This is a genomic window from Janibacter melonis (genome assembly GCF_003721155.3).
GTDB lineage: Bacteria > Actinomycetota > Actinomycetes > Actinomycetales > Dermatophilaceae > Marihabitans > Marihabitans melonis.
The window spans coordinates 2,554,382-2,580,622 of record NZ_CP044548.2; the positions used below are offsets into that span (position 1 = coordinate 2,554,382).

Genomic DNA, 26,241 nt, shown 5'->3' on the forward strand with positions numbered 1-26,241 from the left:
CCGTCAGGAGCTGACATGGCTGAGCAGGACCCCCACGAGATCGTCGCCGAGATCATGAAAGAGACCCACATCGCGATCCTCACCTACGTGGACGCGCAGGGTCGACTCGTCTCGACGCCCATGGGCACGCAGGACCTCGACGACCCGGGCCGCGTGCACTTCATCACCGAGGCCGACACCGACAAGATGCACGCCATCGCCGCGAACCCGCAGGTCAACGTCGCCTACTCCTCCGACAAGGGCTGGGTGAGCCTGGCCGGCACGGGGGCGCGCAACGACGACCGCGCGCTCCTCGAGCGGCTGTGGGACTCCTCCGCCAGCGCGTGGATGGAGGGTGGCCCCGAGGACCCGAACAGCACGCTGCTCACGGTCACCGCCGACACCGCCTCGTACTGGGAGTCGCCGGGCAAGGTCGCGATCGCGGTCCAGCTGCTCAAGGGCAAGGTCCAGGGCACCGACGCCGACCCCGAGCCGCAGGACGGCCAGAGCGGCACCATCAGCCTCTAGTCACGACCCAGCAGCACCTCGAGGCGCCGGCCGCAGCACGTGCTGCGGCCGGCGCTTCGAGGTGCTGCATGCAGCAGCTTGTTCGGGGGCGAAGGGGGAGTCAGCCCGCGTGGTCGAAGCCGGCCCGCTCGGCGGAGCGGTCGTCGAGGAACCACACGTGCGGGTCGGCCCCGTCGTAGCCCTCCTCGCCGGGGACGAGGTAGGTGCGGGTGTCCTCCCACGCCTTGACGGTGTGGTCGAGGGGGACGGCGCCGTCGTCGAGGGGCGCGGCCGAGCCGACGCCGTAGCCGCCGTCACGGATCTCCTCGACGGAGGAGACGCGCCGTCCGTCGACCCCGCGCTCCTGCTCGCCGTGCTGGGTGTCCTCGTGCTGGGTGCCGTCGTGCGGGGTGTCGTCGTGCTGCGCGCTGCCCTGGGCCTCGGTGCCGGGGTCGTCCTCGCCAGAGGTCACGTCGTCCTCGGTGAGCTTGCCCGTCTCGGCCGTCCAGTCACCGGCCTGACGGAACTCCTCGCCCGCCGCCACGTCGTGGTCGTCGGGGTCGTGCTCGGCGGCGAAGGCCTCCTCGCGCGCCCGGCGGTCCTCGTCGCTCTCGACCCGCGGGTCGTCGCCGGCGTCGTCATCCGCGTCGTCGTCGCCCGAGGCGCGTGAGGTCGGGGGAGCGGCCGCCCCCTCGGGCCCGCTCGCCGCCTCCGCCTCGGCGTCACCGGCGCCAGACGCGGTCGCCGCCTCGTCGTCGGCACCGCGCTCGTCGACACCGCGACCAGTCACACCGGGCTCGTCGGCGCCCTCGTCCTCGCCCCCGCCGTGCCGGGGCTCGTGGTCGCGCTGCTCGTCCTCGATCTGCTGCAGCCGCTCCTCGACCTGCTCCTGCGGGTCCACCGGGCCGTCGTCGTCGGTGCGCACCCCCGCGTCGAGGGCCGGGTCTGCGGGTGCGGGGGTGCTGCCGGTGCTCTGCTCTCGTGCGTCCTGCTCGCTCATCGTCGCCTCCACGGGCGGGTCGGGCTTGGAAGGGATGCCCACGCTATCGACGTCGGTGCGGCCCGGGGCGGGCGAGCGGCCCCCCTTCGTCCCCCGCCCTCCCACCCGGGACGGAGCCCGATCTCATCCGGTGGTGGGATCCGCCCGCGGCGCGGGTGCAGCACCGTGGAGGGACACGCAGACGACAGCAGGGAGAGAGACGATGCACCGCCGCACGAGCCGACGCCCCAGCACCCGCCCGCGCACGACCGCCGCCCTCGGCGCGGGTCTCGTGCTCGCCATGACGGCCGCGCTGCCCGCGACCGCGAGCCCCGCCGAGCCCGGTCCCTCCGACGGGGTCGCCGAGCGCTCTACCCGGGCCCTCGAGCCGGTCGCGCCCCGCAGCTCGGCGCCCACGAGCCCGTCGGCCGCCGAGCGCCGGGGCACGGGGCAGCGGACCTTCGCCAAGCCGGTGCCGCGCAACGGCCCGGCCCGCGACGCGGTCCTCGACGCCAGCCTCGACCGGCTCGTCGACGACGGGGCCGTCGGCGTCGTCGCCCGTGTCGACCGCCCCGGGCGCGACTACGCCGGGGCCGCCGGCGTGCGTGACCGGACGAAGCCCGCCACGGCCCGCGAGGGCGACCGCTTCCGCGTCGCGAGCAACACGAAGTCGATGGTCGCGGTGCTCGTCATGCGCCAGGTCGAGCGGGGCACGTGGTCGCTCGGCACGACCGTCGACGAGGTGCTGCCGGGCGCGCTGCCCGGGCACGGCGACATCACCGTCGAGGAGCTGCTCAGCCACACCTCGGGGCTGCAGACCGGCACCGACGCCTCGCTCCTGCGCCAGATGGACGACCCGAGCTCCTGGGACGACTTCTTCGCGGCGACGGGGGCGGACTACACCGACGAGCAGCTCGTCGCCGACGCGGCTGCGCTGCCGTGGGGCCCGCGGGGCCAGCACCTGTACTCCAACGCCGGCTACGTCCTGCTCGGGATGATGCTGCGCGAGGAGACCGGTCGTGACGTCGGCCAGCTGCTGCGCACGGAGGTCTTCCGCCCCGCCGGCATGACCCGCTCGAGCTTCGCCACCCGGGTCGGCACCCCCGGCCCGATGCTCGTCGGCGCGTCGAGCACCTCGCAGGGCTGGTACTCCGAGGCCGGCTTCAACCCTGACCTCTTCTCCAGCGCCGGCGCGGTCATCTCGACCACCCGCGACCTCGGCCGCTTCACCAAGGCGGTCAACGACGGCACCCTGCTCAAGAGCTCGACGGTGCGCGAGATGCGCGTCCCGCGCGACGAGATCGGCTGGTACGGCCTGGGCATCTACCGCCTGCCCGACCCGTGCACGCCGAAGGGGGCGGCGCAGCGCTACCTCTACGGCCACGACGGCGGGTCGTACGGCACGACGAGCATGGCCCTGTCGAGCCCCGACGGCCGTCGGCAGGTGACCCTGGGCGTCACGGGCCGCTACTTCAGCGAGACCGACCCGACCCAGGCCCAGCCCTTCGACCTCATCGGGCTCTACGACCAGCTGGCCCGCGCGACCTGCTGACCCCCCTTCGCCCGACGGCTGACGTGCCGGTCGGTGGCGTGCTTGGATCGCTGCCATGAGCGAGATGCACGCCGCCGACCGGCACGACGTCATCCGGGTCCGCGGCGCGCGGGTCAACAACCTCCAGGGGGTCGACGTCGACATCCCCAAGCGGCGGCTCACGGTCTTCACCGGGGTGTCCGGCTCGGGCAAGTCGAGCCTCGTCTTCGGCACGATCGCGGCGGAGTCGCAGCGGCTCATCAACGAGACGTACTCGGCCTTCCTCCAGTCCTTCATGGGGACGCCCCCGCGGCCCGAGGTCGACGAGCTGGCAGGCGTCACGCCGGCGATCGTCGTCGACCAGGAGCGGCTGCAGGCCAACAGCCGCTCGACGGTCGGCACGGTCACCGACGCGTACGCGATGCTGCGCGTCCTGTACTCGCGCCGCTCGCAGCCCCACGTCGGCAGCTCGCAGGCCTTCGCCTTCAACATCGCGAGCGCGAGCGGCAGCGGCATGCTCAAGAAGGCCGACGGGTCGGCCGAGCGCAAGACCTTCGAGGTCGTCGGCGGGATGTGCCCGCGGTGCGAGGGCAAGGGCAAGGTCTCGACGATCGACGAGTCCGCGATCGTCGACACCTCGCTGTCGCTCAACGGGGGAGCGGTCCTCGTGCCGGGCATGCCCACCGGCAGCTGGCAGTGGCGCAGCTATGCCGAGTCCGACAAGCTCGACCCGGACAAGGTGCTCGCCGACTACACGCCCGACGAGTGGCACTGGCTCATGCACCAGGAGACGACGAAGGTCCGCTTCGGGGGGATCAACTACTCCTACCTCGGGCTCGTCGAGCGGGTGCGGCGCGGCTTCATCGACCGCGAGACGGAGAGCAAGCAGGCGCACGTGCGCGAGTACGCGGCGAAGGTGGCGACGTACGACACGTGCCCGGAGTGCCACGGCACGCGCCTGGCCGAGGCGTCCCGCACCGCGACCGTCGCCGGTCGGACCATCCCCGAGTGCTCGGCGATGCAGGTGAGCGACCTCCTCGCCTGGGTCGAGGGGCTTGACGAGCCCGGTGTCGGCCCGCTCGTCGCGAGCCTCGCGGCGATGCTGCGCGGCTTCGTCGACATCGGCCTGGGCTACCTCAGCCTCGACCGCGAGTCCGGGACGCTGTCGGGCGGCGAGGCGCAGCGGGTGAAGATGATCCGCCACCTCGGGTCGGCGCTCACCGACGTCACCTACGTCTTCGACGAGCCGACGATCGGGCTGCACCCCCACGACATCCGCAAGATGAACGACCTGCTCCTCCAGCTGCGCGACAAGGGCAACTCGGTGCTCGTCGTCGAGCACAAGCCCGAGGTCATGGAGATCGCCGACCGCGTCGTCGACCTCGGGCCGGGGGCAGGTCGTGATGGCGGCACGATCACCTTCGAGGGCGACGTCGCGGGGCTGCGCGCCTCGGGCACGCTCACCGGGCGCTATCTCGACCACCGGGTCGGGCTGCGCGAGCCGGTGCGCGAGGCCACCGGGCAGCTCGAGATCCGGGGCGCGTCGACGCACAACCTGCGCGACGTCGACGTCGACGTGCCGACCGGGGTCCTGTGCGTCGTCACCGGTGTCGCCGGGTCCGGCAAGTCCTCGCTCATCCACGGCTCGCTCGGCGGGCGCGACGACGTGCTCGTCGTCGACCAGGGCGCGATCAAGGGCTCGCGCCGCTCCAACCCCGCGACGTACACCGGGCTGCTCGACGGCATCCGGACCGCCTTCGCCAAGGAGAACGGCGTCAAGCCCGCCCTCTTCTCCGCCAACTCCGAGGGCGCCTGCGAGATGTGCAACGGGCAGGGCGTCATCTACACCGACCTGGCGATGATGGCCGGGGTCGCGATCCCGTGCGAGGCGTGCGAGGGGCGACGCTTCAAGCCCGAGGTGCTGCAGTACACGCTGCACGGGCTGACCATCGCCGAGGTCCTCGACCTCTCGCTCGACCAGGCCGCCGAGGTCTTCAGCACCGGCAAGTCGAGGACGATCATCGCCAAGCTGCGCGACGTCGGCCTGGGCTACCTGACCCTCGGCCAGCCGCTCATCACCCTCTCCGGGGGCGAGCGCCAGCGGATCAAGCTCGCCGCCCAGCTCGGCAAGGAGCGCGCGATCATCGTCCTCGACGAGCCGACGGCCGGCCTGCACCTCGCCGACACCGAGCGCCTGCTGACGATGCTCCACGGGCTCGTCGACCAGGGGCACTCGCTCGTCGTCATCGAGCACAACCTCGCCGTCATGGCCCAGGCCGACTGGGTCATCGACATCGGCCCCGGTGCCGGGCACGACGGCGGCCAGGTCGTCTTCACCGGCACCCCCGCCGACATGGTCGCGACGGGGTCGGGCGCCACCGCCGAGGTCCTCGCGGAGTACGTCGGGGGCTGACCCCCCTTCGCCCCGGGCTGACAAAACCCTGCCAGCAGCACTTCGACGAGCCAGGACCCTCTCGAAGGGGTGCTGGCTCGTCAAGACCCAGCCAGCAGCCTTTTGTAGCCGGGGGGGGTAGCGAGGCGCAGGGAACGGCGGGAGGACCGGCGAAGGGGTCAGAGGGGCAGCTTCATCCCCACGTGGGTGGCCTCGTAGCCCAGGCGCGCGTAGAAGCGGTGGGCGTCGACACGGTCGGTGTCGGTCGCGAGCTGCGCGAGAGACGCACCCCGCGCCCGGCCGTGGTCGTGGGCCCAGGCGAGCATCGCCGTCCCGATGCCCCGGCCGCGCCATGGCGAGGCGACACGGACCCCTTCGAGCTCGAGGCGGGTGGCCCCCGCCCGCGACAGCCCGGGCACGACGCTCAGCTGCACCGTCGCGACGACGGTGCCCTCGTCGTCGCGGACGACCGCGAGGTACTGCGCCGGGTCGGCGGCGATGACGTCGTAGGCGGCCTCGTAGCGGGCGAGCTCGGGGCTCTCGCGCACGGCCGCGATCGGGTCGTCGGAGAGCAGCCCGACGACGGCCGGCACGTCGGTGCGCCGGGCCCGTTGCACCCGGTAGCGGCGTCCGCCGACCTCGAGCAGACCGCCGACCGCCTCGCTGGCCTCGGCGCGCAGCTCGGTGACGAGCCGGTCGAGCCACCTCCCGACGTGGTGGCGGGCCTCGTCGGTGTCGGGGTAGCGGCAGCGCAGGTGCAGCCCCGACTCGTCGAGGACGAACCACAGCATGACGCCGTCGGTGCGGATCGCGGCCCCGACGTACTGCGCCTGCAGCCCGCGCGAGTCGACGCGCACGGGCAGCCGGCGCAGGTCGAGCCAGGAGATGGCGAACATGCCCGGCGCGGTCGGCATGTCGTCGCCGAGGACGTCGGCGAGCGAGCAGGACCCGAGCCGCACGGCCTCGCGCACGGCTGCGGCGGCGGCGCGGGGAGAGGGGTCGTCGCTCGTGAGCACCGAGTTCGTGATGAACCACCCGGCGGAGTCGTGCCATCGCGGCTCGTAGCGGCTGTGCACGGGGAAGACCGCGCGCAGCGGCCGGTCGGCGAGCTCGCGCGTCACCCGGGTCATCGCGGCGACGACGAGCGAGAGCGTCGAGACGCCCTCCTCGGCGGCGCGCACCCCGAGGGCCGCGCTGGCGTCGACGTCGAGGACGTCGCGCACCTCGACGCGCTCGGGCTGCGGGGAGTCGCCCGGTCCGAGCGGCAGCGGGAAGCACGGCATGACCCCGCCGGCGCCGCGCATCACCTCGGCCCACCGCGCCCGCAGGTCGTCGTCGACCGGCGGCCGCTCGGCGAGGGCAGCCGTGTGCTCGGCGAAGTCGGGCGGCTCGGGCATTCCGGCGAAGGGGGTCCGCCCGCCGCGCACGGCCTCGAGCGCCGCGAGCAGGTCGCGGGCGAGGACGAGCATCGACCACATGTCGACGTGCGAGTGGTCGGCGGCGACGACGACCGTCGGGCCGTCGGCGGTCTCGAGCAGGCACAGGCGGTGCGACGGCAGGGCGAAGGGGGTGCACGTCGCGTCGAGGACGCGGCGCAGGGCGTCCTCGACGGCCTGGCCCGGGGCGACGGGGTGCTCGACCCAGCGCCCGTCCCCGATCTCGACCTCGCGCAGCACCGGACCGTCCGGCCCGGGCTCGGCGACCGTGCGCAGCGTCCCGTGCCGCTGCACGACGGCGCGCCACGCGGCGGCGAGCTCGTCGGCCGGGGGCGACTGGGGCAGGCGGAAGGACAGCGCCATCCACGACCCGGGGCGCTCGCCCTCGCCGACGTGACGGCGCTGGTCGAAGGAGATCGGCCGCAGCCGGTCGGTCGGCACGACGTCGAGGTCGTACCCGCTGAGGTGCCCGAAGGGCAGTCGCAGCTGCGCGATGTTGGTCAGCCGCATGCGCCGTACCCTATGCCTCACCTCACGCCCGAGGACGACGACAGGAGGCACCGTGCCGCGCTTCGCCCTCCCCGGTGCCGAGCTCGACTGGGAGCTGAGCGACGAGGGCGGCGCCCCGGTCGTCCAGCTCCACGGCCTGACGTCGAGCCGCTACCGCGACCGTCTGCTCAGGGTCGACCTCGGCCTCGGGCTGAGCGGCACCCGGCTGCTGCGCTACGACGCCCGTGGTCACGGACGCTCGACCGGCCGGGCCGTGCCCGAGGACTACCGGTGGGACGCGCTCGCGCACGACCTGCTCGCGCTGCTCGACCACGTCTTCCCCGGCGAGGTGGTCCACGGCGTCGGGCCGTCGATGGGCTGCGGCACTCTCCTGCACGCGATCGCCCTCGACCCCGGGCGCTTCCGCGGGCTCACCCTCGTCGTGCCCGCGACGGCGTGGGAGACCCGGGCCGCCCGGGCCGCCGAGTACCGCGCGAGCGCCGACGTCGTCGAGCAGCAGGGCTTCGAGACCTTCGCCGCCCTCGGGGCGCTCGCGCCGCGACCGCCGGCGACCGTCGGCACGCCGATCACCCAGCCGGACGTGCCCAAGGAGCTGCTGCCGACGCTCTTCCGCGGCGCGGCCCTCACCGACCTGCCGCCACGCGAGGTCGTCGCGCGGGTGGCGGTGCCGACGACGGTCATGGCGTGGGTCGACGACCCGGCCCACCCGGTGAGCTCGGCGGAGGCGATCGCGGGCCTCGTGCCGGGCAGCCGGCTGGTCCTCGCGCGCACCCCGCAGGACGTCGCGCAGTGGCCGGCGATGCTCCACGAGCAGGTCCTCGAGACGCGCTGAGCACTCGCCTCGGCGGGGGTCGTCGAGGTGGGATGGTGACCCCATGAGGTCCTACTGCGCGGTCCACGTCGACGTCGGCTACCTGCTCGCCTCGGCGGCGACGTACGTCACCGGCAGCTCGCTGCGCCGCGGGGTCGTCGTCGACTACCCGACCCTCATCGCCCGACTCGTCGAGCAGGCCGAGACCGACTCCGGTCTGCCGCTGCTCCGGGTCAACTGGTACGACTCCGGTGCCCGCCCCGGCGGGATGCCCGACTACCAGCAGGAGGAGATCGGCCTGCTGCCGCGGGTCAAGCTGCGCCTGGGCCGGCTGTCGTACTCCGGCGACCAGAAGGGCGTCGACATCCGGATCGGGCTCGACCTCGCGATCCAGGGGCGCAACCGCGTCGCCGACGCCGTCTACCTCGTCTCCGGCGACGACGACCTCACCGAGGCCGTCGAGGAGGCGCAGAGCCACGGGGTGCAGGTCGTCCTGCTCGCCGTCGCCGATCGCGCCGGCCGCCCCCACGGCGTCTCGAAGCACCTGCGCCGCGCGGTCGACGGGCTGCTGCTCGTCGGGCCCGAGACGATCGAGGCCACCGTGCGCTCCGTCGCGATCCCGGAGGAGCTGCTCCCCGAGGGGGCGAAGGGGGAGGCCCCCGAGGAGGAGTGCGCGGCCGTCGCGCCCGAGGGCGTCGACGAGGTCATGCCCGCGGCGGTGGACGACGAGGCGCTGGGCGAGCCGGCCGCCGACCCCGTCGAGACGGGGACGGCACCCCCTTGGCCTGCTCCCGTGCCGGCGCCCGCGGCCGAGGCGACGCCCTCGCCCGAGACGGACGGGGCGCCGCGGCCGGGTCTGCCGAGCCCGGCGGTCTTCGCCCGGCGGCGGGCGACCGCGCTCGTGCTGCCCGGGGCGGACATGCACATGGAGGTCGCCGTCGACCCCGAGCTCGGGGTCACCGAGGAGGTCGTCGACGGCGTCGCGAAGCGTCTCGTCGCGTCATGGTGCGCGACCTCGACGCCCGAGCAGCTCGCCGAGCTGCGGCGCGCGGCGCCGACCCTGCCCGCCGAGCTCGACCGGGCCCTGCTCGTCGACCTCGCGAGCCGCACCCAGGACCACCACGTCGACGACGAGGCCCGTCAGCACCTGCGCGACCGCTTCTGGGTGCACGTCGGGCGCGTCCGCATGGAGTGACCCGACGTGGGGTCACCCGGCGGACGCGCCCGGGGTGGTGCGGTGAGGCGTGAGCCTTTAGAGGCGGACGAGCATCTTGCCCGTGTTGGCCCCGCCGAGCAGGTCGATGAAGGCCTGCGGAGCGGCGTCGAGGCCGTCGCGGAAGGTCTCGTCGGCCTGCAGCTGCCCGTCGGCGAGCCACTGCGTCGCGCGCTCGCGGTACTCGGCCGCGAGGTGCTCGTAGTGCCCGACGATGAAGCCGCGCAGGGTGAGGTTGCGGCCGATGGCGATCGCGAGGTTGCGCGGGCCGGGGGTCGGCTCGGTGGAGTTGTACTGCGCGATCGCGCCGCACATGGCCACGCGGCCGAAGAGGTTGAGGCTGCCGATCGCGGCCTCGAGGTGGTCGCCGCCGACGTTGTCGAAGTAGACGTCGATGCCGTCGGGCGCGGCCTCGCGCAGGCTCTCGCGGACCGGCTTGTCGCGGTAGCTGAAGGCCTCGTCGAAGCCGAGCTCGCGCAGACGGGCGACCTTCTCGGCGCTGCCGGCCGAGCCGATGACCTTCGAGGCGCCGAGGGCCTTGGCGACCTGGCCGACGACGGAGCCGACGGCACCGGCGGCGCCGGAGACGAAGACGACGTCGCCCTGCTTCATCTCGGCGACGGCGGTCAGACCCGCGTAGGCGGTCAGACCGGTCATACCGAGGACGCCGAGGTAGGCGGAGGCGGGGGCGGCGTCGGTGTCGACGACGCGGACGCGCGCGGCGGGCAGCACGGCGTGCTCGCGCCAGCCCAGGCCGTGGACGACGTGCTGGCCGACGGAGACGGCGTCCGATCGCGAGGCGATGACCTCGCCGACGGCGCCGCCGTCGAGGGGGCCGTCGACGGCGAAGGGGGCGACGTAGGAGTCGCGGTCGTCCATCCGGCCGCGCATGTACGGGTCGACCGACATGACGGTCGTGCGCACGAGGATCTCGCCGTCGGCGAGCTCGGGCAGGTCCACGGTCTCGACGCGGAAGTCGTCGGGCGTGGGCTCCCCCTTCGGGCGGGAGGCGAGGACGACCTGGCGGGTGCTGGTGGGGGTCGAGGAGGTCACGGGCATCAGTCCTGGGCGACCGTGACGGTCACGTCGATGTTGCCGCGGGTCGCGTTGCTGTAGGGGCAGACCTGGTGCGCGGCGTCGGCGAGCTGCTGGGCGGCCTCGGCGTCGAGGGCCGGGAGGGTCACCTCGAGCTCGACGGCGAGCTGGAAGCCCCCGTCGTCGGTCGGGCCGATGTGGACGCGCGAGCCGACGGAGGAGTTGCTGACGTCGGCCTTCGTGCGGCGGGCCACGGCCTGGAGCGCGGAGTGGAAGCAGGCCGCGTAGCCGAGCGCGAAGAGCTGCTCGGGGTTGGCGCCCCGGCCGCTGCCGCCCATCTCGGTGGGGATGGCCATGTCGAGGTCGAGGCTGCCGTCCGCGGTGCGGGCGTGGCCGTCGCGGCCGGCGCCGGTGGCCAGGGCCTCGGCGGTGTAGAGGGTCTTCATGATGATGCTCCTTCGTCGGACGAGGGGGTGGTGGTCTGGTCGGCGGGGGCGCCGGAGGCCGCGTCGCAGAAGCGGCGGGCGAGGCTGCGCAGCATGCTCAGCTCGTCGGGTGTCATGTCGACGGCCGCGAAGACGCGCCGCTGCAGGGCGGCGATCTCGTGCTCGAGCTCGTGACCGTGCTCGGTGAGGTGCACGGTGACCTGACGGGCGTCGGTGCTCTCGCGACGACGCTCGACGAGGCCGAGCGAGACCATGCGGGTGAGCAGGGGCGAGAGCGTGCCGCTGTCGAGGCGGAGCGCGGTGCCGAGCTCGGAGACGGCCTGGCCGTCGCGCTCCCACAGGGCGAGGAGGGTGACGTACTGCGTGTAGGTCAGCCCGAGGTCGGCGAGCGACTCCCGGTAGGCCGAGGTCGCCGCCCGCGACGCCGAGTACAGGGCGAAGCAGAGCTGCTCGTCGAGGGGGTGGGAGTCGGCCATGGACATAAAGATTGCACACAACTGAGTTGTGCGCAACTCAAGTTGGTGGGGAAGGGGTGGTGGTCTCGAGGCTCGGGCGCAGAGCGCCCTCGCACCTCGACCATCGAGGGGCGCTGCTATGCCTCGGCGAGGAGGGCGCGGACGGCGCGCTCGACGACGGCCTGCTCCTGGGCGGGGGTGCGCGGGCGCCGGGCGCGGGGGACCGTGAGGACCCGGCCCTCCTCGTAGAGGTCGATGACCCGCGGGTCGATGTAGGACTTCCGCGCGATCGTCGGGGTGTTGCCGAGGTAGTCGGCGACCTGCTCGACGGCCTGCTTGATGGCCCGGCGACGTGAGGCCTGGGTCAGGCCGTCCTCGCTCGACTGCGAGAGGGCGACGGCCGCGTGCACCGTCGCGTGCCACGTGCGGAAGTCCTTGGCCGTCACCTCCCCGCGGAAGAGCTCGGCGAGGTAGCCGTTGACCATCGCGGCGTCGAGGTCGCTCCACAGCCGCCCGTCCTTGTAGACGAGCAGGCGGTCGGACCCGCCGCGTCGGCCGCGCATCACCTGCAGCGAGGCGGCGACGTCGACGTCCTCGACGGTGATCGACTGCTGGATACCGCCCTTGCCGACGAAGGTGAAGAGCAGCGCCCCCTTCGCCCGGCGCACGTGCGTGCGCTGCAGCGTCGTCAGCCCGAAGGACCCGTGCTCGTCGGTGTAGCTCTCGCTGCCGATCCGGAAGTAGCCGAGGTCGAGCAGGCGTACCGCGGTCGCCGTCGCCCGCGTGATCGGCATGCCGTCGAGCGCGAGGTCGAGAGCGAGCTGCTTGCGCACACGCGGGAGCCGGGCCGCCGCGGCGAGCACCCGGTCGTGCTTCGCGGCGTCGCGCTTCTCGCGCCAGTGCGGGTGGTAGAGGTACTGCCGCCGCCCGGCCGCGTCGGTGCCGACGGCCTGGATGTGCCCGTTGGCGAAGGGGGAGATCCACACCTGCTCCCACGCGGGCGGGATGGCGAGCGCCCGGATCCGCGCGACCTCCTCGGCCGGCAGCCGCTGCCCGTCCGCGTCGACGTAGGAGAAGCCCCGCCCGGCACGCCGGCGGGTCCACCCCTTCGCGCTCGGCGACACGGTCCGCAGCCTCATCTGCCCGATGATGGCGCGCCGGAGGCCTCAGACGGCTGGCACGAAGGGGGGTCGTCCAGGGTTCGGAGGACGCCGCTGGTGGTCTTCCGGTCGGACCTCGGCGCCGAGGCTCCCTCGCTCAGCCCGTGCGGTGCACCTTGTGCGCCGCGGCCTGCGCGAGCGGGCGCACGGTGAGCTTGTCGACGTTGACGTGGTGGGGGAGCCCGGCGACCCACGACACGCACTCGGCGATGTCCTCCTGGGTCAGCGGCTCCTCGACGCCCGCGTAGACCGCGTCGGCCTTGGCCTGGTCGCCGTCGAAGCGCACGAGCGAGAACTCGTCCGAGCGGACCATCCCCGGGGCGATGTCGCACACCCGCACCGGCTCGCCGTTGAGCTCGAGCCGCAGGGTGTCCGCGACGAAGGCCTCGGCGGCCTTCGCCCCGCAGTACCCGGCGCCGCCCTCGTAGGCGACGAGCGCCGCGACGGAGGTGATCATGACGACCGTCCCGCGGCCGGCACGGAGGGCGGGCAGCAGCGCCTTGGTCACGGCGACCGTCCCGATGACGTTCGTCTCGTACATCGCGCGCCACGCGTCGAGGTCGGCCTCGGCGACCGGCTCGAGCCCGAGGGCACCGCCGGCGTTGTTGACGAGGAGGGTGACCTGCGGCCCCGCAGCCTCGGCGAGCGCCGCGACGTCGTCGGGCTTCGTCACGTCGCACGTCACCGCGCGCCCGCCGATCTCAGCCCCGAGCGCCTCGACGCGCTCGGTGCGGCGGGCCGCGAGGACCACGTCGTACCCGTCGGCGGCGAGGCGCTGCGCGCACGCCTTGCCGATCCCGCTGCTCGCCCCGGTCACCACTGCCACGCCACGTGAGGTCATGGTCGCGAGCCTAGGACCGGTGGGCCGAGACCTCGACGCGGGTCGTGCGGGTGAGGGGCGGGGCGTGTCGGTCGGAGACTAGGTCGCTGCCCCGTACGTACGGGGCAGCGACCTAGTCGCCAGAACGGGGGGTCGGTGCGGCTCAGCCCCAGGCGGCGAGGAGCGCGGCGCCGCTCGCCCAGGTGGCCCCGGCGCAGACGAGCGCGAAGCTGCCCTGCCACACGGCCCCGGGCACGCCCGTGAGCCGGGCCATGGCCGAGGAGTCGCTGCCCGCGTCGCGGGAGCGGACGGTGGCGCCGAGATGACGCCACGCCCCGACGAGCAGGAGCAGGCCGAGGCCGACGAGCACGTGCTGCTGCACCACGTCGTCCCGCCACCACCACAGCGAGCCGCCCGCCGCCAGGGCAGCGAGGACGACGACACCGGTGAGGGCCGAGCGGACGTAGACGAGGGAGACGAGCAGGGCGAGGAGGGTCAGGGTGAGCACCGGCGCGGCCCAGCCGTGGGCGGCGGCGAGCACGAGCACCGCCCCCGCGACGGCGGGCGCGGGGTAGCCGGCCCACGTCGTCGCGGCCAGGCCCGGGCCGCGCGGTCGCCCGACGGTCACGGTGTGCCCGGACATGTCCGGGCGCAGGACGAAGCCCGTGAAGCGGCGCCCCGAGAGGACGCCGACGACGGCATGCCCGAGCTCGTGGACCAGCGTCACGCCGAGCCGCAGCACCCGCCACGCGGGGGACCAGCCGACGGCGACCGCGGTCACCGCGAGGACGACGAGGACCCCCTGGGGCGCGAGCAGCTCGGTGCGCGCCGCAGGGGACCAGCGCTGCGCGAGATCGGCCCACTCCACGGGGTCACCGTAGGGCTGCCCCCTGACCGCTCCCTGGGGCCCCTCGGTGCGAGGATGACGAGATGGCCATCGATCGCTTCGACGGCGCCATCCTCGGCGTCGGCACGACCTCCGGGGTCCGGGTCGTCGTGGGGCGCTGGGAGGGCTCACCGCTCGGCGCCTTCGCCGACGTCATGCTCGCCACCGCCGACGACCAGCGGGTGCTGCTCGCCCCGGACGAGGCGGTCGCCGAGTACGTCTCGCAGACCTACCACTTCGACGAGGTCGTCCACTGCCCGGTGACCGTGCGCGACACCGGCGACGGCGCGAGCCGCAGGTGGCACGTCAGCGCGGGCGAGCTCGTCCTCGACGTCGTCCTCGGCGGGCGCACCGCGACCGGCCGGCTGCTGCGACCGATCCCCACCGCCCTCGCGACAAGCCGTCCTGTCGCCGTCCTCGCCGACCCCTTCGCCCGGCTCCTCCACCCCGGCGTGCGCACGGTGGGCACCGCGGGCGGCGGGCGCCGCGAGTACTACGGCGCGCGCGACCAGCACGCCGTCGAGGCCGTCGCGGGCAGCTGGCGCGGGGTCGACCTCGGCCGCCTCGCTCCGGTGGACCCGCCGCCGCGCTTCGGCTTCAGCAGCACCCCCCGCACCCCGAGCCTGACGAGGGTGCGCACGACGATCGTGCGCAGCTAGGTCGTAGGGTCGTGAGGGACCCGATCCCTGCGGAAGGACCCTCATGGCACACGTGCTCATCATCGGCGGCCACGGCAAGGTCGCCCTGCTGGCCGCCCCTCTCCTCGTCGCGGACGGGCACCGCGTCACCTCGCTCATCCGCAACCCCGACCACGCCGACGAGGTCGCCGCCACCGGCGCCGACCCGAAGGTCGCCGACGTGCAGGAGCTCGACACCGACGCGATGACCGAGCTGCTCGAGGACGTCGAGGTCGTCGTGTGGTCGGCCGGTGCCGGCGGGGGCAGCCCCGAGCGCACCTACGCCGTCGACCGTGACGCCGCCGTGCGCAGCATGGACGCCGCCGCCCGCGCCGGCGTCGGGCACTACGTCATGGTCAGCTACTACGGCGCCGGGCTCGACCACGGCGTCCCCGAGGACGACGGCTTCTACGCGTACGCCCAGTCCAAGGCCGAGGCCGACGAGCACCTGCGCACGAGCCGGCTCACGTGGACGATCCTCGGCCCGAGCGGTCTCACCCTCGACCCCGGCACGGGCCGGATCGACGCCGACGCGACGACGGGCGGTCAGGTCCCGCGGGCCGACGTCGCCGCCGTCATCGCCGGGACCGTCCGCGAGGGCGCGCGCCTGAGCGGCGTCACGGTCGAGTTCAACACCGGCGAGACCCCGGTCGCCGAGGCGCTCGCCGCCCACCGCGCGGGCTGAGGTCCGACGTGCCTGACCTGCACCCCCGACTCCAGACCCAGCTCGACCTCGTCACGGCGCGCAACCCCGGCGAGCCCGAGTTCCTCCAGGCCGTCCAGGAGCTCATGCTCAGCCTGAGCCCCATCGCCGGCCGCCGGCCCGACTACGCCCAGTGGTCGGTGCTCAAGCGGATGTGCGAGCCCGAGCGGCAGATCATCTTCCGCGTCCCGTGGGTCGACGACGCCGGCGAGGTGCAGATCAACCGCGGCTTCCGCGTCGAGTTCAGCTCGGTGCTCGGGCCGTACAAGGGCGGGCTGCGCTTCCACCCCAGCGTCAACATCTCGATCGTCAAGTTCCTCGGCTTCGAGCAGGTCTTCAAGAACGCGCTCACCGGTCTGCCGATCGGCGGCGGCAAGGGCGGCTCGGACTTCGACCCGAAGGGGCGCAGCGACGGCGAGGTCATGCGCTTCTGCCAGTCCTTCATGACCGAGCTGCACCGGCACATCGGCGAGTACACGGACGTCCCGGCCGGTGACATCGGCGTCGGGGCGCGCGAGCTGGGGTACCTCTTCGGGCAGTACAAGCGGATCACCAACCGCTACGAGTCCGGGGTGCTCACCGGCAAGGGGTTGTCGTGGGGCGGCTCCCGGGTGCGCACCGAGGCCACGGGGTACGGCACCGTCTACTTCGCGCAGGAGATGCTCGCGGGCCGCGGCGACTCCTTCGACGGCAAGCGCGTCGTCATCTCCGGCTCGGGCAACGTCGCGACGTACGCCGCGCAGAAGGCCGAGCAGCTCGGTGCGACGGTCGTCGCCGTCTCCGACTCGGGTGGCTACGTCGTCGACGAGTCCGGGATCGACGTCGCCCTGCTGCAGGAGATCAAGGAGCAGCGGCGCGAGCGGCTCACCGAGTACGTCAGCGCGAAGGGGGCCTCGGCCCACCACGTCGCGGACGGGTCGATCTGGGACGTGCCGTGCGACATCGCCCTGCCGTGCGCGACCCAGAACGAGCTCACCGGGCGTGACGCGAAGACGCTCGTCGAGCACGGGGTCGGGCTCGTCGCCGAGGGCGCGAACATGCCGTGCACGACCGACGCCGTCGAGGTGCTGCGCGACGCGGGCGTGCTCTACGCGCCGGGCAAGGCGAGCAACGCCGGCGGGGTCGCGACGAGCGCGCTGGAGATGCAGCAGAACGCCAGCCGCGAGTCATGGGGCTTCGAGGAGACCGAGGACAGGCTGCGCGAGATCATGAGCTCGATCCACGAGCAGTGCGTCGCGACCGCCGACGAGTACGGCGACCCGGGCAACTACGTCATGGGCGCCAACCTCGGCGGGTACCTCCGCGTCGCCGATGCGATGGTCGCCCTCGGGGTGGTCTGAGCCGCTCAGCCGAGGAAGGACTGCACCCGGTCCTTCGGGCGGCCGATGATCGCGCGGTCGCCACGGACGAGGACGGGGCGCTGGAGCAGTCGGGGGTGCTCGACGAGCACGGCGACGACCTGGGCCTCGCTCGCCACGTCGTCCTCGCCCAGGCCCAGCTCCTTGAAGTGGCTGTCGCGCCGCACGAGGTCGGTCACCGGGTCCTCGAGCTTGCCGGCGAGCTCGCGCAGCGCGGCCTCGTCGAGCGGGTCCTTGAGGTACTGGACGACCTCGACGTCGGCGCCGGCCGCCTCGGCGACCTCCACCGCGTGCCGGGAGGTCGAGCAGCGCGGGTTGTGCAGGAGCGTGATCTCAGCCATGACCCCGACGATAGGGCCGTGGGCCCCCTTCGGCGCGGCGGGTCGGCGACCGGCTCAGCCGCGGCGGAAGACAGGGACGTCGCTGGTCGAGACCGACGGCTCGAAGCGGTACCCGCCGCCGTCGAAGTCGCGCAGCGCCCGCACCGAGCGCACCCGGTGCTGCACCATCCACGCAGCCATCTCGCCGCGGGCTCGCTTGGCGGGGAAGGAGATGACGCGCCACCGCCCGGAGCGGTCCTGGTCCTCGAAGCGAGGCGTGACGACCCGCGCGTCGAGCGCGTCGAGGTCGACCGAGCCCGCGTACTCCTGCGAGGCGAGGTTGACGACGACCGCTGGACCGGGAGACTTGGCGAGGTCGGCGGCGACGAGGTCGGTGATCTGCGAGCCCCACCACGCGTACAGCGAGTCGCCCCGCGGCGTCGCCAGGCGCGTGCCCATCTCGAGGCGGTAGGGCTGGACGAGGTCGAGCGGGCGGAGCACCCCGTAGAGCCCGGAGAGGATGCGCACGACCTTCTGCGCCTCGGTGAGGTCCCGGGCGTCGAAGCGCTCGCGCGCGTCCATCCCGCGGTAGACGTCGCCGTCGAAGAGGTAGATCGCCGGTCGGGCGTTCTTCGTCGTGAAGGGCGTCTCGAAGTCCTCGTAGCGCTGCGCGTTGAGCCGCCCGAGCTCGGGCGAGATGTCCATGAGGTCGCTGATCTCCTCCGGCGACTTCGTGCGCATGACCTCGACGAGCTGCTCGGCCTGCTCGATCATCCGCGGCTGCGTGTGCTTGCGCGTCGGCAGCGGCGAGTCGAGGTCGAGGGACTTGGCGGGGGAGAGCAGCGCGAGCACGCCACGACGCTACCCGGCCGGGCCGGCTGTCGGCGACGTCGGTGAGGATGGGGCGGTGAGCTCCTCCCTTCGCGTCGCGTCGTACAACGTCAACGGCATCCGGGCCGCGCACCGCCGCGGCTTCGGCGAGTGGCTGGCCCGCCGCGACCCCGACGTCGTCGCCCTCCAGGAGGTCCGGGCGCCCGCCGCGGCGATCCCCGAGGGCGCCTTCGGCGACCTCCACTGCGTCTACGAGCCCGGGCAGATCCCCGGCCGCAACGGTGTCGCCGTGCTCACCCGCGAGGCCCCGACCGCCGTGCGCACGTGGGACGGCACCGCCGTCGTCATCGCCCCGGGTCAGGAGCAGCACGTCGTCGAGGCGCCGCCCGGCACCCTCGCCCGCGGCATCTCGCGCTACGCGACCGAGGGCCGCTACGTCGAGGTCGACCTCGCCGACCGTCCCCTCACGGTCGCCTCGCTCTACCTGCCGAAGGGGGGTCTGCCGGCCGAGCTGCAGAAGCCGGGCCGGATGCGCGAGGCCCCCGACGGCGGCGCCCGCTACGAGCGCAAGATGCACTTCATGGACGCCTTCACGCGCCAGCTCACCCGCTCGCGCAAGGCGGCGCTCGCCGCCGGGCGCGACTTCCTCCTCATGGGCGACCTCAACGTCGCCCATCTCGAGCACGACGTGCGCAACTGGCGCCGGGCCCGCCAGTCCGAGGGCTTCCTGCCCGAGGAGCGCGAGTGGATCGACGCGCTCATCGGGCCGCGCACCCTCGTCGACGTGCTGCGCACGCACGTCGGTCCGGCCGACGGCCCGTACTCGTGGTGGTCGTGGATGGGTGAGGCCTTCGCCAAGGACGTCGGCTGGCGCATCGACTACCACCTCGCGACGCCGCGGCTGGCGCGGACGGCCGTGGCCGCCGGGGTCGACCGCGAGCCGTCCGCCGACGCGCGTGTGAGCGACCACGCGCCCGTCGTCGTCGACTACGCGACCTGACCTCGGAGCCGGGGCGGGGCGGTCAGTCGCCCGCGATGTCGAACATCCACTTCCCGCCGTCGCTGACGCCGACCCGCCAGCCCATGTAGCCGGTGCCGGCCTCGCGCATCTGCTCCGCCTGGGCGGGGGTCAGCAGACCGGCGTCGACGACCTCCTGCCACGCGGTGTCGCTGTCGGCCCAGTACGGGGTCGCGACGCGGGGCCAGACCCGGTAGGTCGCGTAGGCGGTCTTCTGCGTGCCCCACTGCGTGCCCATGGCGACGGCCGTCCAGCCGTAGCGGTGCTCCGGGTCGTCGGGCAGCGCCCACGCCTGGCGCGGGGTGGTGATCCCGAAGCTCAGCCGCGTCCGGTCACGGGTCGTGCGCCACACGAGGGCGTCCTGGCGGCAGCCGACGGTGTCGGTGCGGATCGCCTCGGCGGTGCGGCGGGCCCGGTCGGGCAGGGCCCAGCCCGAACGCAGCCGTGAGGTGACCTCGCTGCCGCTGCACGTCGGCGCGGTCGCGCCGCTGCCTGCCGACGGGGCCGCTGCTGATGGCGCGGCGGTGGCGGCGGGCGCGGCGAGCGCGAGCAGACCGAGCGCGGCCGTGGCGGTGATGAGGTGGACGCATGGCGTTCCCCTTCCTCTCCGGCGCCCGGGCGGGCGCCGCGAGCCCCCTGCGGGCTCTCCTCCTACGACGTCGCAGGTCGCCGACCGGTTCGGGGTGACCCTGGACGAAGGGGGGCGCTCACCCCCTTCGCCCGCGCCGACGGCGAGAGGATGGCGGCCATGACCTACCGAGTGGACGAGTACCAGGCGGCTGCGGGCCGCTACGCGCACGGCGCCGCCGCGACGAGCGGCACGGGGATGGTCTACCGACGGTGCGGGGCCTCGGGCCTGGACCTGCCGGCGATATCGCTCGGGCTGTGGCACAACTTCGGCGACGACGTGCCGATGGATCGCCAGCGCGACATCCTGCGGCGTGCCTTCGACCGCGGCGTCACCCACTTCGACCTCGCGAACAACTACGGCCCGCTGTACGGCTCGGCCGAGCGCAACTTCGGGGTGCACCTCGAGCGCGACCTCCGCCGCTACCGCGACGAGCTCGTCATCAGCAGCAAGGCCGGCTACGACATGTGGCCCGGTCCGTACGGCCAGGGCGGCGGCTCGCGCAAGTACCTGATCTCCAGCCTCGACCAGTCGCTGCAGCGGATGGGGCTCGACTACGTCGACATCTTCTACAGCCACCGCTTCGACGAGACGACCCCGCTCGAGGAGACGATGGGGGCGCTGGACTCGGTCGTGCGGGCGGGCAAGGCGCTCTACGTCGGCATCTCCAGCTACTCGGGCCCCCGCACCCGCGAGGCCATCGCGATCCTGCGCGACCTGGGCACCCCGCTGCTCATCCACCAGCCGAGCTACTCGATGCTCAACCGCTGGGTCGAGGAGGACCTGCTCGACGTCCTCGGCGTCGAGGGCGTGGGCTGCATCGCCTTCAGCCCGCTCGCCCAGGGGATGCTCACCGACAAGTACCTCGACGGCATCCCAGACGGATCGCGGGCCGCGCAGGGCAAGTCGCTCGACCCCTCGCTGCTCACCGACTCCGCGCTCGCCCACGTGCGGGCGTTGAACTCCATGGCGCAGGACCGCGGCCAGAGCCTGGCCCAGCTCGCGCTGTCGTGGGTGCTGCGCGACCCGCGGGTCACCTCCGCGCTCGTCGGCGCGAGCAGCGTCGAGCAGCTCGACAGCAGCCTCGACGCGCTCGGGTCGCTCGACTTCGAGACCGAGGAGCTCACGGCGATCGACCAGCACGCGGTCGAGGCCGGTATCAACCTCTGGGCACCGTCCAGCGCCCACTGACCGCCCCCAGATCCGAACTTCCCTAGGTTCCTACGATCCGCCCGGGAACGTGCTCGGGCGGATCGTCAGGATCCCGGGTCGCTGTCACCAGAGTCAGCGGACCCGCACGACGCGCACGTCGGTGCGCGGCAGCTCGGCCGGGCCGGTGCTCGCCGCGGTCGCCGTGGCGTACGTCGGGGTCGGCGAGTGCCCCAGCTGGACCACACCGGCTGCTGAGGCCGGGACGGCTGCGGGGCCGACCACGGCCACGGCCGAGGCGGTGAGGACGGCTCCGACGAGTCGGGCGGCGGTGCGGGCGTTGCGGTGGGCCATGACGATCTCCTCATCGGTGCGTCCGCCGGTGGTGGCGGCACGACCGACTCTGGGGCGGGCGCTTGTGGGTCGGCTGTGCGCTTCGTGTGACGCCGCGACGAGGTCGTCGCTAGCCTCACGGCATGACGACTCATCGAGTCCAGGCGCCTGTCATCGGCGAGGGCGAGAAGCCCACCGGCCCCGCCTCGTACTTCCCGGCGATCGAGCGGACGTACGACCGGCCGGTGCAGGACTGGCTCGACATGGCCGCCGACGCGCTCGAGACCCGGACCCACATGGAGGTGGTCGGCATGCTCAAGCAGGAGCACGGTCTCGGGCACGGTCACGCGAACGCCGTCGTCGCCTACGTCCGGGCCGCCCAGGACGGCTGACCGGCCGACCTGCCCGCCCACCCGCTCAGGCGGGGGCGTCGAGCCGCTCGAGCTGCTCCGGGTCGAGCTCGGCCCGCGCGGCGACGAGCGCCGAGTCGAGCTGCTCGGCGGTGCTCACACCGACGATCGGCCGCCACCCGCGCGCGAGCATCCACGCGAGGACGACCTGACCGGCGTCGAGCCCGCTCTCGTCGGCGACCGCGTCGAGGACGGCGAGACGGGCGGTGGTCCCCGGGTGGTCGTAGGCCTCGGGGAAGGGCCGCTCGGTGCGCCGGGTGTAGCTCGCCTGGACGAGCGGGCTGTAGACCCACAGCTCGGTGCCCGGGTGCGCGTCGAGGTAGGACAAGGTGTCGACCCCCACCCAGCCGTAGGGGTTGTCCTTGCCCGGCACGGCGGCACCGGGCCGGGGCGAGACGTAGGACGTGTGCAGCTGGAGCGCGTCGACGGGCTGCAGACCCGCGGCGACGGCCACCGCCCGGGCCCGCTCGACCTGCCACACGGGGAAGTTCGACATCCCGACCCGTCGGGCCGAGCCCTCGGCGACGACCTCGCCGAAGGTCCGCGCGACCTCCTCGACGGGGGTGCGCTCGTCGGGCACGTGGGCCCAGTAGACGTCGACGACGTCGGTGCGCAGCCGGCGCAGCGAGGCCTCGACCGCCGAGCGCACGTGGTCGCGCCCGAGCCCGACGGTCCGGCGGATCTCGCCGTCGAAGGGGTGGTCCGGCTCGGCCCCGACCTTCGTCGCCAGCTCGACCCGGGAGCGCATGCCGGGCCGCGAGGTGAGCCACTCGCCGACGCACTCCTCGGACTGCCCGCCCCGCCCGGACTCGCTCGTCCAGAACGAATAGGCGTCGGCGGTGTCGATCATCCGCCCGCCCGCGTCGACGAAGCGGTCCATGAGGTCGTGGGCCGTGCCCTGCTCCACCCGCGTGCTGAAGTACATGGTCCCGAGGACCAGCTGGTCGATGCTCATACCCGCACCGTAGAGGCCAGCGCCTAGGCTCGTCGCGTGACGACCCCGGCCGAGCAGGAGCCGCCGGCCCCCTCGCGGGACCGGGGCTGGGTCGTCCTCGTCGCCCTCACCGTCATCGGGCTCGTCCTCGCCGTCCTCGCGACCCGCAGCGCCGGTCCGGGGCAGGGAGCGCAGCCGGTCGCCTCGACGTCCCCGTCCTCGTCGTCCAGCTCGGCGGCCGGCTCGACGGCGACCTCGGGCCCGAAGGGGGAGGACGTCCCCCCGGCCACCGCGTCGCCCACCCCCGCCGACCCCCGGGTCGTCGAGAGCGGCAACGGCCGCCTCGCCCCCGTCCCCGTGAGCGGGGCGGACCCCGGCGGCGACGGTCGCGTGGTGCGGTGGAGCCTGCAGGCCGAGCAGGGCCTCGGCGTCGACCTCGACGAGCTCGCCCGGGTCGTGCGCAGCACGCTCGTCGACCGGCGCGGCTGGCGGGGCGCCGACGGCATCCGCTTCGTCCACGTGCCGGCCTGGCGGGTCGCCCGTGGCGAGCCGGTGCAGATCCGGATCACCCTGGCCAGCCCCCGGACCACCGACCGGCTGTGCGCCCCGCTGCAGACCCGCGGCGAGGTGTCGTGCTGGCAGGGCGGCCGGGTCGTGCTCAACAGCCGTCGCTGGCTCACCGGCGCGCCCGCCTACGAGGGTCGTCTGGCCGACTACCGCACCTATCTCGTCAACCACGAGGTCGGCCACGGCCTGGGCTACGGCCACGAGGAGTGCGCGGGCGCCGGGCGCCGCGCCCCGGTGATGATGCAGCAGACCCTCGGCGTCGGTCGCTGCTGGTCGTGGCCCTACCCCGTCGGCGACGGCTCCGTGCTGCGCTGAGCGGCTAGCCTGCCGCGATGGGCGTGCGGGAGAGGCTCGGCTTCGCCGTCGCCGTGGCCGGGCAGAACCTCGTCTACACCTTCCTCGGGCTCTACCTGCTCGTCTACCTCTACGACACGGTCGGGCTCTCCGAGCGCGCTGTCGTCGTGCTCACGGCGACCATCGCCGCGATCCGCGTCTGGGACGCCGTCGACGACCTCCTCGTCGGCCTCGTCGTCGACCGCACCCGCACCCGGTGGGGCACCTACCGGCCCTACGTGCTGCTCACCGCGCTCCCGGTCGCGCTGCTCACGTGGGCCCTCTTCAGCGTGCCCGACGTCGGCGAGGGGGCCCAGGTCGCCCTCGTCGCCGTCGTCTACCTGCTGTGGGGCATCACCTACACCGCGTGCGACGTGCCGCTGTGGTCGCTCACCGCGGTCGTCGCGACCGACGACGAGAGCCGCAGCCGCCTCGTCGCGTGGGCCCGGGCGGCGGCGATGCTCGGTCTCGCGGTCGCGACCCTCGCCGGCGCCCCTCTCGCCCTCGCCCTGAGCGCCGGGCCCGAGGTCACCGCGCAGGGGTGGAGCCGGGCCGCGCTGCTCGTCGCCCTCGTCGGCATGGGCCTGTACTCCTTCGCCTTCTTCGCGACGACCGAGAGGGTCGCGCAGGACCGGGCGCCGGTCCCCCTTCGCACCTCCGCCCGCCGCTACCTGCGCAACCGCCCGCTGCTCCTCGTCCTGCTCTCCGGGGTGCTCGGCTTCGGCCAGCTCGTCGTGCAGGTGGGCGGCGCGGTCGTCGCGAGCGTCGTCTTCGGCGGGGTCGAGGTCTTCACGACGCTCGGCGGGGCGCTCGTCGCCGGTGTCGTCGTCGGCGCCGCGCTCGCCCCCCGCGTGCTGCGGCGCTCGACCCGTCGACGCACCGCCCTGCTCGCCCTCGCGGCGATGTCGGCGACAGGCCTGGTCCTGCTCGCCGTCGGACCGGGCTCGCTGCCGCTCGTCGCCGCGCTCTTCGCGCTCGTCGGGGCGTGCAACGGCGTCCACGCCGTCACCCAGACCCTCCTCGTCGCCGACACCTCTGACCTCGCCGAGGTCCGCACCGGCGAGCGGGTCGACGGCGCCTCCTTCGCCGGGCTGACCTTCGTCTCGAAGCTCGGGGGCGCCCTGGCCACCCTCGTCTTCGGCGTCGCGGTGAGCGCCGTCGGCTACGCGAAGGGGGTCGAGGTCACCCCCTCGATGCGCGAGGAGCTGTGGTGCTGGCTCACGATCGTGCCCGCGCTGAGCAGCGCCGCCGCGATGCTGCCCCTCCTGCGCTACGACGTGCCGGAGGCCGACCTGCCCCGGCTGCTGCGCGCACGGCGTGCGGGCGAGGGGGCTGCGCCCCGGCCGCACGGCGGCGAGGGGGAGCGGACCGGGGGGTCCGCGGAGTACGGTCCGGGACTGTGAGCGAGATGAAGACCGAGACGACGAGCGCCGACGCCCCGCTCGTCGAGCGCGTCGGAGCGGTGCTGCGCACCCTCGACGACCTCCAGGAGTACCTCAGCGGCGTCGTCCACACGGTGCGGGCGGCGATCCCCGGGTGCGATGCCGTCGGCGTGACCGTCGTGTGCGGGGAGCGTCCCTTCACCGCGGCCTACACGACCGCCATGACCCTGCAGATCGACGCGGTGCAGTACTCGCTCGACGAGGGCCCGTGCCTCGAGGCCCACGACACGATGACCTCGGTGCGGGCCGACCTCGACGAGGCCGCCGAGCGCTGGCCGCGCTTCGTCGCCGCGATCGAGCCGACACCGACCCGCGGTCTCGTCGCCTACCCGCTGCTCGTCGACGGTGAGTCCTACGGCGCGCTCAACCTCTACGCCGCGAGCGTGTCGGCCGTGGAGCATGCCGACGACTCCGTGCTGCGCGCGACGGCGGGCCGCATCGCCGAGGTCGTCGCCTCCGGCATCGCGCTGGCCGAGGCCAACGAGCTCGTCGGCCAGCTCGAGCAGGCGGTCGCCTCGCGCGCGGTCATCGAGCAGGCGAAGGGGATCCTCATGGGTCGTCACGGGGTCGACGAGGCCCGGGCCTTCGACCTGCTGCGGGAGCAGTCGTCACGCACGAACGTCAAGCTGCGCCAGATCGCCGCCTCCGTCGTCGCCGGCACGAGCGGCCGGTCCTGACGCCGGTACATCCTTTCGGGTAGTCGCGCGAGGACCCCCGTCCTCCGTATGATCTCCCTGCCCTGAAGCCAACCGGGGATCGCGCGAGCGTCCCCGTCGGCCCTGCCCTCGGCTCCCCCTTCGGCCCTCGCGACGGTCCCGCGAAGGAGAGCCGCACCGGTGTCGATCACCTGGGAGTCGCGACGTGCCCGTCGCGCCGAGCCGACGCTGCTGTGGGTCGTCGACCCGAGCAGCCCGGTCACCCGTGCCGACCTCGGGGTCGTGCGCGACATCGCCCACGCCGTCCAGGGCCAGCTGCCCGTCGAGGTCGTCGTCACCGGCGAGGACGAGCGCGCCGCCGCGGCGAGCACCGCCGTCCTCGCCCTCCTCGCGACGAGCCCCGAGCACCCCGTGCGCGTCGTCGAGGACGTCTGCCGCGCGCACGTCGACGACGCCCTCGACCTCGCCGACCACGGCGTCGTCGCCCAGCTCGCAGACCGCCGCGGTCTCGACGCCGAGGCCGTGCGCGTCCTCGTCGGCTCGGACGCCGTCGCGGGCATGGCCGCCGAGGACCGCGACATCGCCCGCTGCCTCGGCGACCCGGCCGACCACGCCCTGTACTACCTCGCCGGCCGTGACATCCATCGACTCCCCGGTCCGGGCAGCTCGGCACGCGAGCTGTACGCAGCCCTGCGACAGGTGCACCCGGTGGGCTGACCCCC

At 73.9% G+C, this 26,241-nt stretch carries 28 protein-coding genes; 15 read left to right on the forward strand and 13 right to left on the reverse strand.

The window, feature by feature from the left end; all coding sequences use genetic code 11:
• The first annotated feature begins 15 nt into the window (after nucleotides 1-15).
• Nucleotides 16-507, forward strand: a complete 492-nt coding sequence (locus tag EEW87_RS12190; RefSeq protein ID WP_123093177.1) for a pyridoxamine 5'-phosphate oxidase family protein — start codon at nucleotides 16-18, stop codon at nucleotides 505-507.
• 100 nt (nucleotides 508-607) lie between these two features.
• Here EEW87_RS12190 and EEW87_RS12195 read toward each other — a convergent pair whose 3' ends face one another.
• Complete coding sequence (locus tag EEW87_RS12195) at nucleotides 608-1,486, reverse strand: sunset domain-containing protein (RefSeq protein WP_148041613.1); 879 nt, start codon at nucleotides 1,484-1,486, stop codon at nucleotides 608-610.
• 202 nt (nucleotides 1,487-1,688) lie between these two features.
• Between EEW87_RS12195 and EEW87_RS12200 the strand changes: the two genes are divergently transcribed.
• Both EEW87_RS12200 and EEW87_RS12205 read left to right on the forward strand, forming a co-directional pair.
• A complete protein-coding gene (locus EEW87_RS12200) occupies nucleotides 1,689-3,017 on the forward strand; it encodes a serine hydrolase domain-containing protein (RefSeq protein WP_163562447.1) in 1,329 nt (442 codons plus the stop codon).
• Nucleotides 3,018-3,081: 64 nt separating this feature from the next.
• Nucleotides 3,082-5,409 (forward strand): ATP-binding cassette domain-containing protein, encoded by a 2,328-nt coding sequence (locus EEW87_RS12205; RefSeq protein WP_123093245.1) that lies wholly within the window; start codon nucleotides 3,082-3,084, stop codon nucleotides 5,407-5,409.
• Between the two features lie 158 nt (nucleotides 5,410-5,567).
• Here EEW87_RS12205 and EEW87_RS12210 read toward each other — a convergent pair whose 3' ends face one another.
• Entirely contained in the window at nucleotides 5,568-7,334 is a 1,767-nt protein-coding gene (locus EEW87_RS12210; RefSeq protein ID WP_123093174.1) for a GNAT family N-acetyltransferase, read from the reverse strand.
• Nucleotides 7,335-7,386: 52 nt separating this feature from the next.
• On the opposite strand from EEW87_RS12210, the gene EEW87_RS12215 reads away from it, so the two are divergent.
• Both EEW87_RS12215 and EEW87_RS12220 read left to right on the forward strand, forming a co-directional pair.
• The gene (locus EEW87_RS12215) at nucleotides 7,387-8,166 is read left to right on the forward strand and encodes an alpha/beta fold hydrolase (RefSeq protein WP_123093173.1); all 780 of its coding nucleotides are present in this window, start codon (nucleotides 7,387-7,389) and stop codon (nucleotides 8,164-8,166) included.
• A gap of 43 nt (nucleotides 8,167-8,209) precedes the next feature.
• The gene (locus EEW87_RS12220; protein ID WP_123093172.1) at nucleotides 8,210-9,340 is read left to right on the forward strand and encodes an NYN domain-containing protein; all 1,131 of its coding nucleotides are present in this window, start codon (nucleotides 8,210-8,212) and stop codon (nucleotides 9,338-9,340) included.
• Nucleotides 9,341-9,397: 57 nt separating this feature from the next.
• On the opposite strand, the gene EEW87_RS12225 is transcribed toward EEW87_RS12220, so the two are convergent.
• The 6 genes from EEW87_RS12225 to EEW87_RS12250 all read right to left on the reverse strand — a co-directional run bounded on the left by EEW87_RS12225 (nucleotide 9,398) and on the right by EEW87_RS12250 (nucleotide 14,142).
• A complete protein-coding gene (locus EEW87_RS12225; protein ID WP_198150291.1) occupies nucleotides 9,398-10,417 on the reverse strand; it encodes an NADP-dependent oxidoreductase in 1,020 nt (339 codons plus the stop codon).
• Nucleotides 10,417-10,839: an organic hydroperoxide resistance protein gene (locus EEW87_RS12230; protein WP_123093171.1), complete on the reverse strand. Its 423-nt coding sequence runs from the start codon at nucleotides 10,837-10,839 to the stop codon at nucleotides 10,417-10,419. The genes EEW87_RS12225 and EEW87_RS12230 overlap by 1 nt, the downstream gene beginning before the upstream one ends.
• Nucleotides 10,836-11,315 carry a MarR family winged helix-turn-helix transcriptional regulator gene (locus tag EEW87_RS12235; RefSeq protein WP_123093170.1) on the reverse strand — a complete coding sequence of 160 codons (480 nt, stop codon included), beginning with the start codon at nucleotides 11,313-11,315 and terminating at the stop codon, nucleotides 10,836-10,838. The genes EEW87_RS12230 and EEW87_RS12235 overlap by 4 nt, the downstream gene beginning before the upstream one ends.
• A 116-nt stretch (nucleotides 11,316-11,431) precedes the next feature.
• Nucleotides 11,432-12,433 carry a DNA topoisomerase IB gene (locus EEW87_RS12240; RefSeq protein ID WP_123093169.1) on the reverse strand — a complete coding sequence of 334 codons (1,002 nt, stop codon included), beginning with the start codon at nucleotides 12,431-12,433 and terminating at the stop codon, nucleotides 11,432-11,434.
• Between the two features lie 118 nt (nucleotides 12,434-12,551).
• Nucleotides 12,552-13,295: an SDR family oxidoreductase gene (locus EEW87_RS12245; protein WP_123093168.1), complete on the reverse strand. Its 744-nt coding sequence runs from the start codon at nucleotides 13,293-13,295 to the stop codon at nucleotides 12,552-12,554.
• A 142-nt stretch (nucleotides 13,296-13,437) separates the two neighbouring features.
• Nucleotides 13,438-14,142 carry a M50 family metallopeptidase gene (locus EEW87_RS12250; RefSeq protein ID WP_123093167.1) on the reverse strand — a complete coding sequence of 235 codons (705 nt, stop codon included), beginning with the start codon at nucleotides 14,140-14,142 and terminating at the stop codon, nucleotides 13,438-13,440.
• Nucleotides 14,143-14,204: 62 nt separating this feature from the next.
• Here EEW87_RS12250 and EEW87_RS12255 point away from each other — a divergent pair, with 62 nt between their 5' ends.
• Genes EEW87_RS12255 through gdhA form a run of 3 tightly spaced genes read left to right on the forward strand, consistent with a single transcriptional unit; the run spans nucleotide 14,205 to nucleotide 16,880 of the window.
• Nucleotides 14,205-14,819, forward strand: a complete 615-nt coding sequence (locus EEW87_RS12255; protein ID WP_123093166.1) for a hypothetical protein — start codon at nucleotides 14,205-14,207, stop codon at nucleotides 14,817-14,819.
• Nucleotides 14,820-14,862: 43 nt separating this feature from the next.
• Nucleotides 14,863-15,522, forward strand: a complete 660-nt coding sequence (locus EEW87_RS12260; protein WP_123093165.1) for an NAD(P)H-binding protein — start codon at nucleotides 14,863-14,865, stop codon at nucleotides 15,520-15,522.
• Nucleotides 15,523-15,539: 17 nt separating this feature from the next.
• Nucleotides 15,540-16,880 (forward strand): NADP-specific glutamate dehydrogenase, encoded by a 1,341-nt coding sequence (gene gdhA, locus EEW87_RS12265; protein ID WP_163562502.1) that lies wholly within the window; start codon nucleotides 15,540-15,542, stop codon nucleotides 16,878-16,880.
• Between the two features lie 5 nt (nucleotides 16,881-16,885).
• Here gdhA and arsC read toward each other — a convergent pair whose 3' ends face one another.
• Both arsC and yaaA read right to left on the reverse strand, forming a co-directional pair.
• A complete protein-coding gene (gene arsC, locus EEW87_RS12270; protein ID WP_123093163.1) occupies nucleotides 16,886-17,239 on the reverse strand; it encodes an arsenate reductase (glutaredoxin) in 354 nt (117 codons plus the stop codon).
• A gap of 54 nt (nucleotides 17,240-17,293) precedes the next feature.
• The gene (gene yaaA, locus EEW87_RS12275; protein ID WP_123093244.1) at nucleotides 17,294-18,070 is read right to left on the reverse strand and encodes a peroxide stress protein YaaA; all 777 of its coding nucleotides are present in this window, start codon (nucleotides 18,068-18,070) and stop codon (nucleotides 17,294-17,296) included.
• A 55-nt stretch (nucleotides 18,071-18,125) separates the two neighbouring features.
• Here yaaA and EEW87_RS12280 point away from each other — a divergent pair, with 55 nt between their 5' ends.
• The gene (locus tag EEW87_RS12280) at nucleotides 18,126-19,049 is read left to right on the forward strand and encodes an exodeoxyribonuclease III (protein ID WP_240341596.1); all 924 of its coding nucleotides are present in this window, start codon (nucleotides 18,126-18,128) and stop codon (nucleotides 19,047-19,049) included.
• Nucleotides 19,050-19,071: 22 nt separating this feature from the next.
• Here the strand turns inward: EEW87_RS12280 and EEW87_RS12285 are convergent, their stop codons facing one another.
• Nucleotides 19,072-19,419 carry a hypothetical protein gene (locus EEW87_RS12285; RefSeq protein ID WP_163562448.1) on the reverse strand — a complete coding sequence of 116 codons (348 nt, stop codon included), beginning with the start codon at nucleotides 19,417-19,419 and terminating at the stop codon, nucleotides 19,072-19,074.
• Between the two features lie 396 nt (nucleotides 19,420-19,815).
• Here EEW87_RS12285 and mgrA point away from each other — a divergent pair, with 396 nt between their 5' ends.
• On the forward strand, nucleotides 19,816-20,886 hold the full coding sequence (mgrA, locus tag EEW87_RS12290; RefSeq protein ID WP_123093162.1) for an L-glyceraldehyde 3-phosphate reductase: 1,071 nt from the start codon (nucleotides 19,816-19,818) through the stop codon (nucleotides 20,884-20,886).
• A 93-nt stretch (nucleotides 20,887-20,979) separates the two neighbouring features.
• Here mgrA and EEW87_RS12295 read toward each other — a convergent pair whose 3' ends face one another.
• Complete coding sequence (locus EEW87_RS12295; protein ID WP_123093161.1) at nucleotides 20,980-21,198, reverse strand: hypothetical protein; 219 nt, start codon at nucleotides 21,196-21,198, stop codon at nucleotides 20,980-20,982.
• 122 nt (nucleotides 21,199-21,320) lie between these two features.
• Here EEW87_RS12295 and EEW87_RS12300 point away from each other — a divergent pair, with 122 nt between their 5' ends.
• Complete coding sequence (locus EEW87_RS12300) at nucleotides 21,321-21,569, forward strand: DUF4287 domain-containing protein (protein WP_123093160.1); 249 nt, start codon at nucleotides 21,321-21,323, stop codon at nucleotides 21,567-21,569.
• Nucleotides 21,570-21,594: 25 nt separating this feature from the next.
• On the opposite strand, the gene EEW87_RS12305 is transcribed toward EEW87_RS12300, so the two are convergent.
• Nucleotides 21,595-22,542 (reverse strand): aldo/keto reductase, encoded by a 948-nt coding sequence (locus EEW87_RS12305; RefSeq protein ID WP_123093159.1) that lies wholly within the window; start codon nucleotides 22,540-22,542, stop codon nucleotides 21,595-21,597.
• Nucleotides 22,543-22,578: 36 nt separating this feature from the next.
• On the opposite strand from EEW87_RS12305, the gene EEW87_RS12310 reads away from it, so the two are divergent.
• The 4 genes from EEW87_RS12310 to EEW87_RS12325 all read left to right on the forward strand — a co-directional run bounded on the left by EEW87_RS12310 (nucleotide 22,579) and on the right by EEW87_RS12325 (nucleotide 26,236).
• Nucleotides 22,579-23,403, forward strand: a complete 825-nt coding sequence (locus EEW87_RS12310; RefSeq protein WP_123093158.1) for a DUF3152 domain-containing protein — start codon at nucleotides 22,579-22,581, stop codon at nucleotides 23,401-23,403.
• Nucleotides 23,404-23,420: 17 nt separating this feature from the next.
• Nucleotides 23,421-24,824: an MFS transporter gene (locus EEW87_RS12315; protein ID WP_123093157.1), complete on the forward strand. Its 1,404-nt coding sequence runs from the start codon at nucleotides 23,421-23,423 to the stop codon at nucleotides 24,822-24,824.
• 5 nt (nucleotides 24,825-24,829) lie between these two features.
• Nucleotides 24,830-25,540, forward strand: a complete 711-nt coding sequence (locus tag EEW87_RS12320; RefSeq protein ID WP_225985634.1) for a GAF and ANTAR domain-containing protein — start codon at nucleotides 24,830-24,832, stop codon at nucleotides 25,538-25,540.
• Nucleotides 25,541-25,699: 159 nt separating this feature from the next.
• Nucleotides 25,700-26,236, forward strand: a complete 537-nt coding sequence (locus EEW87_RS12325; RefSeq protein WP_123093155.1) for a thioredoxin domain-containing protein — start codon at nucleotides 25,700-25,702, stop codon at nucleotides 26,234-26,236.
• Nucleotides 26,237-26,241: the final 5 nt, after the last annotated feature.